General features: G+C 60.4%; 6 protein-coding genes and 2 pseudogenes. 1 reads left to right on the top strand and 7 read right to left on the bottom strand.

All coding sequences use genetic code 11. The features are described 5' to 3' along the window. The 4 genes and pseudogenes from ACEW8G_RS07430 to ACEW8G_RS07415 all read right to left on the bottom strand — a co-directional run. Window positions 1-696: pseudogene (locus ACEW8G_RS07430) on the bottom strand (hypothetical protein); the annotation flags it as partial. Window positions 697-698: 2 nt separating this feature from the next. Then, the gene (locus tag ACEW8G_RS07425; RefSeq protein ID WP_373487795.1) at window positions 699-1,373 is read right to left on the bottom strand and encodes an NrsF family protein; all 675 of its coding nucleotides are present in this window, start codon (window positions 1,371-1,373) and stop codon (window positions 699-701) included. 15 nt (window positions 1,374-1,388) lie between these two features. Continuing rightward, a complete protein-coding gene (locus ACEW8G_RS07420; RefSeq protein ID WP_373487794.1) occupies window positions 1,389-1,970 on the bottom strand; it encodes a sigma-70 family RNA polymerase sigma factor in 582 nt (193 codons plus the stop codon). Window positions 1,971-2,097: 127 nt separating this feature from the next. Beyond that, on the bottom strand, window positions 2,098-2,553 hold the full coding sequence (locus ACEW8G_RS07415; RefSeq protein ID WP_373487793.1) for a hypothetical protein: 456 nt from the start codon (window positions 2,551-2,553) through the stop codon (window positions 2,098-2,100). 118 nt (window positions 2,554-2,671) lie between these two features. Between ACEW8G_RS07415 and ACEW8G_RS07410 the strand changes: the two genes are divergently transcribed. Then, window positions 2,672-3,196 (top strand): hypothetical protein, encoded by a 525-nt coding sequence (locus tag ACEW8G_RS07410; RefSeq protein ID WP_373487792.1) that lies wholly within the window; start codon window positions 2,672-2,674, stop codon window positions 3,194-3,196. A gap of 55 nt (window positions 3,197-3,251) precedes the next feature. Here the strand turns inward: ACEW8G_RS07410 and ACEW8G_RS07405 are convergent, their stop codons facing one another. From ACEW8G_RS07405 to ACEW8G_RS07395, 3 genes and pseudogenes are all read right to left on the bottom strand, one after another. Beyond that, entirely contained in the window at window positions 3,252-4,130 is an 879-nt protein-coding gene (locus ACEW8G_RS07405) for a DoxX family protein (protein ID WP_373487791.1), read from the bottom strand. A 166-nt stretch (window positions 4,131-4,296) separates the two neighbouring features. Then, window positions 4,297-4,629, bottom strand: coding sequence for a hypothetical protein (locus ACEW8G_RS07400; protein ID WP_373487790.1), 333 nt, complete (start codon window positions 4,627-4,629; stop codon window positions 4,297-4,299). 251 nt (window positions 4,630-4,880) lie between these two features. Beyond that, window positions 4,881-5,428, bottom strand: a pseudogene (locus ACEW8G_RS07395) (helix-turn-helix domain-containing protein); the annotation flags it as partial.

Raw genomic sequence — 5,428 nt, 5'->3', positions numbered from 1 at the left:
CGCCAGCGCATCGTCGACCGCCGTCCGCTGCGCCGCGATGTCTATCGCGGCCTCGCTCAGCACCTCGAAGTCGCGATCCTCGAACACGTCACGGTCGGGGTGGGACATGCGGCGGGCGGCCAGGGCCACGTCACGCGCCCTGATCAACGCCTCTATCTGGGGACGGAACAGTTGCGTCATCGCGGTCAGCCAGCGGTTCGTGGGCCAGCTGGGCCACGCATGATCGATGGCAAAATGCGGCAGCATGCGGATCACATCGTCGGCGGGATACCACGTTTCCGCTGTCACCCACCGGTTCGTCGTGAACAGGCCTGTTGGCATGCCGAACCGGTCCATCGACAAGGCCACCAGATGCGACAAGGCCTGATCGCCTGCGGGCCAGTCGCGGCCCTGCGCCTCGGGCGTGGGGGTGCAGCCGACAGGCATGCCCTTGGCACGCAGGAACAGGTGAAAATGACCGTGTTCGGCAGTACGGTGGGCATGATAGTAATATTGCGCATGGGTTTCCGGATCATAGACATCGCCCTGCGGAAAATGGTTGAGACGCACGAACTGTCCCTGTCCCTTCAGGATCTCGCCCACCACGTTCAGCTTGACCTTTTTCAGCACCCGCAGGCATTCGGCCACCTCCAGCCCCGCCTGCTGCATGGCGCGCAGATCGTCTGGCGGAAGATGTGTCAGATCGGGTATCGTCATCGTCAGCTCCTTGTTCGTCTTGTGCTCAGGACAGGCCACGGCAGCATCGACCGCCCCGCCAAACCGAACAGCCACGCCAGCAGGCCGACCGATCCGACCTGCCAAATCAACACCATCAACGCCCCGTCCTGCATGTGAAAAAAGCGCAAGGCGACATTGCCCAATCCCGCCGCCGCCAAGCCGGCAAACGCGATGGTCAGACGTGGTGCCAGCGGCACGCCCTTTCGCAGCATCGACACCAGCAGGGCCGCAGGAAGTGATCCGATCAGGGCAATATAGAGAAAGCACGCCGGGTCGGGCGTGATCTGCACCCCTGCCGTCTGCGCATCGCGCAGACAGCCCCACCCAAGCGTGCCCAGCCACAAGGCCCCAGGGACGACCGGCAACAGCCGCAGCGCACGCGCGCTTGCCGGGATGGTCAGGGCCAATGCCGCGATTGCTGCACTTAGACCCGTGGCAAGAGCAGCTCCTTGTTCCAGCAAGAAGTGACCGTCGGTCAGGCGTTGCCCCATATCGGGTCGTAGCCCGACAGCCCACGCCATGAAGGCTCCAAAGGTCAGCGTGGCCAGGCCCCACAACAGGCCGCGCCTTAAGGGCGAGGACAACGGCCGAACAGGCTGCGTGTCCCGCGCCAGCCGGGCAATCAGTGCAGCTGTCGTTGCGCGGGGATCAGGCATGGTGCTCACGTAAGATCAATCCTTCCACAAGACGGACTTCATTTTGCGCATGGCGCGGTGAATGGCCACCTTCAGGGCGGGCACGGTCGATCCGGTCGTCTGTGCTGCCTGATGCAAACTCAGTTCGCGCAGACGAAGGTGATCCACGGCTTGTTTTTCGGCCGGGGACAGATCAAGCATCGCCTTGCGCATGGACATCAGGTTCACGACGACCTCTGCATCTTTATTCGTCGTTGGATCGCAAAAGGTTTCAGCAAGATCGGACGCGGCAATATTAATTGCTGTCCGTCGCGCATGGCGGCGGGCATGATCTGCAAGCCTTGACCGGGCGATCGTAGCGATCCAAGGCAGAAAGGGACGATCAGGGTCCCAAGCATGACGCGACAGATGCAGGGACAGCAGGATGTCCTGCACCACATCCTCGACATCCTCGCGACCAAGCCAGGGCGCGCGCAGGACGATCATGCGCCGCAAACGCGGCGCCATGCGGGTTAGCAGCAGACGGTAGGCATCCGCATCCCCCTGCTGGCTGCGCCGCATCAACTCGTTCAGACCGGCTGCGCCAAGCGAATTTCTCTGCCTCCCTGTCGCAGTCATCCGCAGCCCCGTTTGGTTCGGTGTCCCCAGACTAGACCAAGCAAACCGCAGATTGTTACAGATCCAGCGTATTATTTTGTAACCCCCGAGGCCCGGGCGGCGAACACCTAACTATTGTAGGCTAACCCTACGGATAACTTATCAGGGAGAGACGGATGACAAACACCACGCATAATCGTCGGAAAACGCGACTGCAAAGGGCTTTGCACTCTGGTACCGCCTTCAGCGTTGCGCTTTTTCTGGGTGCAGGAGCGGTTGGTCTGGCAGGATGGGCTCCTGTCTCCATGAGCGGCGCAGCCTTGGCCAATACCAGTGGATCTAACCCTTGCGCAGCCAATCCTTGCGCCGCCACATGCGCTCCTGCCCCTTGCGCAGCCGATCCCTGCGCGGCCAATCCCTGCGCGGCGAACCCCTGTGCGGCCACGAAGGGCGCTTCAAGCAATTGTTTTGTGCCGGGAATGCAGCAGGCCGAAGTTAATGCCTGTGCGGCTAATCCGTGCGCAGCCAATCCCTGCGCCGCGACATGCGCTCCTGCCTCTTGCGCAGCCAATCCCTGCGCGGCCACCTGCAGTCCAGTGTCCAAGCCTGCGAACCCTTGTGCTGCTGCCAACCCTTGCGCAGCCAACCCTTGTGCTGCAAATCCGTGTGCAGCTAACCCGTGCGCAGCCGCTGCACCGCAACCCGAGGTAAGTGACGAGGCATTGCGGACGCTTTATGACTGCCTGATCGAGACGATGGATCAGCAGGCGGCCGCCTCCCCGGCAGACGGAGCGATCCTCGCGTCTTGGACGCAATCAGAACGAAGCGAGGGACAGGATTTTGCCTTCTGGAAGAATTTTGCCAGCACGCCCTATATCTCGTTCACCCATGGCGAACGGTTTGCCACCAACCATGCAAACGACATCGCCGCCGAACATTATGCGCGTTATGAAGACATTGGTGAAATGCCCGCAGGCGGAATCGTGGCCAAGCCCACCTTCAGCATCAGCCCTACTGGCGAGGCCCTTTGGGAAACCCTGTTCCTCATGGAAAAGGCCGCCGAGGGAACATCGCCTGACACGAACGACTGGCTCTATACGGCGATCATGCCCGACGGCACACTGATGGGACGGACCCTTGGGGCGAATTCAGACGCAATGGTCTTCTGTGCGTCCTGCCATATGGGTATGGGGGCGGACACCGACGACCTGACCTTCCTGCCCGAAGACTATCGTGTCCGAAACTAGAGCAAAACAACCTGGCACCGCCGGCCCCCCTTATCGGAAGCCGGCGGTTTTTTCGTCAGATCCGGTCAGGCGCGCGTTCCGGGCCGAACAAGGCGGCCTTCGGGTGACGGATCAGATAGCCTGCCTGAAAAGCCGGGCCTCCGGAAAAACGGACCAGAAGCCCTGCCGCGACCAGAAAGGCGAACTCGCGCTTGACCGCATTCAGGTTGTTCCAAAGGGTATTTGAACCATCCATGCTATTGATGCACGATATCGCCAGCACGATAAACGCGGCTGCGGCAGCAATTCGAACCCCGTGCCCCGAGACCAGGACGACACCGATCGCGATGGACAGCAGCGGAATGGACGTCCACGACTTGACGTGATCCAACCCATAGAAAAAGCCGCCGCTCAGAAAGACCACGCCAAGCGACAAACGGATCAGCAATCCAAGCGCTGACCAGTTGGCAGAAGATGCCGCAGCGCCCCGCCCAAAGAACCGCGCATCAAGGCTGAGCGCACCCGACCCAACCGCTGCCAAGGCAAAGCACAGCCCCGACAGGCCCACATCGCGGATCTGCACAATCAGCGCCGGAGTCAGGAACGTCGGATCCGTGGGCGTAAGCCCCGGTGTGGTCATCACCGGCAAGGCCGCCACAAAAGACCACATCAGCACCCCGAAGGTGATCGCCAGAGCGCGAACGAACAGACCCAGCATCAGGGCTATTCCAGCAAACAGCTCGAACCCGGACAGGGCTGTCATGAAGAACCACGGCGTCATCAGGTCGCTTGCAAACAGATAATTCTGGAAAAACGCGTTGATATAGCCGTCCGGCGCCAGATAACGTGTCAAAAGCGCGTCCGCCCGGGCCGGGTCCAAAGCCCGCGACAGCTTCCACCAGCCGCCGACGATAAAGACCGACCCAATGCCAAGCCGCAGCATCAGTGCAATCATGTTAATATTATTGGCATCGAGTTGCGTCGCGCCGGCATGTTTGGCCGCAAGCCACAGGCTATGTGCATCCCTGGGGGACGATTGTGTTTGTGTCATCAGAACACTCCGAATGTTAAGGATAAAGATGGAATGGCTTGCTCAGAGGCTTGCCATGTTCACCGTGCCTTTACTTCGGAGGGTCAGGATCAAAATCCACGCACCGGCTTTTCATTGCCACGACAATCCATGGCCAGCTGGCCAAGACAGGCTGGCTGATCAGCGCAATACTCTTTGATTGGCCAAAGACAGCACAGCTCGCGGCGCAGAGCAGCGTGTCTGCGGCACACAAGCCCATGCATGGCGGCGCAGTATTGATCTCAGCCTGACCATGCACGACGCCACTGTCCCAAGCGATTGCTGCCTGGCTTTCGGATGCCTGCACCTGCCCAAGAAGCACGATACAAATCACAGCGATCATTCTGACCGCATTCCTGATGGCAGTTTGCGATGTGATGATCATTGGACATCTTTCGGTCGAAATCTGACAGCATAGGTATCGGATAGGACGTATGCACGAAGGCTGCAACCTATAGCGGCAGCATCCCATAGCGAGGGAAGGAAACAACGCAAATGTGACCTCGCAGGTTGCTGGAATAGCCGCAGGGCGCAGCAATTTCCCGATAGTGTTCCAGCAGTTGGTGTAAGAGCGGCGACCTCCGGAAAGGTCCTCGACTGATCAGGTAGCTACAGCGGGCAGCCTAACATTGGGATTCAAGCATAAGAGAAAGAGGTAGATTGGGATCCAGTCCGCTTGGCGGACTCGCGTAAATCTATGGCTTTGCCCATCAGTGACAGAGCCTTCGCAAGATCCGTGTCCTCGATCTTGAAGGCTGCCAGTCCAGCAAGGTCGAGGGTTTTGACATGCTCCGCCTCCATAGCGGCGCGGTCCCTGCGTGCGGCCTGGTCATCATCCGGGGCAGCTGGTCGACCAGCCCACCGCCCAAGAAGCGCAAGGGCGCGCTTGGGGGCAGACAGACGATAGGCATTGCTGACCTGTCGGACCTGCGGGCCCCGTCCCTCGTTCGGGGCTGGTTCAAAGCGGCGCAGCCAATCCAGAAAGCCATGATCGCGCAGCGCCTTCAGCGCCCGCACAACCGCGTCACGCGACCGGCGCAGCTTGTCGGTGATGTAATCAAGGGACGGGTCCAGTCGGCCTGACTTGAAGTTCACCAGATTGGCGAACAGCGCCAAGACCTCCAAAGCGATGCCCCCGAGGGGGCCGTTTCGCTTGCCGGGCTCCTTCTTTGCCCGGTCATAGT

Origin of the sequence: Blastomonas sp. (genome assembly GCF_041747255.1) — a bacterium.
GTDB lineage: Bacteria > Pseudomonadota > Alphaproteobacteria > Sphingomonadales > Sphingomonadaceae > Blastomonas.
This window is presented reverse-complemented; position numbering and strand designations above follow the sequence as displayed.

Coding starts and splice junctions, on each gene's coding strand:
- ACEW8G_RS07425 (WP_373487795.1), bottom strand. CDS start 1,373: ATGCCTGATCCCCGCGCAACGACAGCTGCACTGATTGCCCGGCTGGCG.
- ACEW8G_RS07420 (WP_373487794.1), bottom strand. CDS start 1,970: ATGACTGCGACAGGGAGGCAGAGAAATTCGCTTGGCGCAGCCGGTCTG.
- ACEW8G_RS07405 (WP_373487791.1), bottom strand. CDS start 4,130: ATGATTGCACTGATGCTGCGGCTTGGCATTGGGTCGGTCTTTATCGTC.
- ACEW8G_RS07400 (WP_373487790.1), bottom strand. CDS start 4,629: ATGATCATCACATCGCAAACTGCCATCAGGAATGCGGTCAGAATGATC.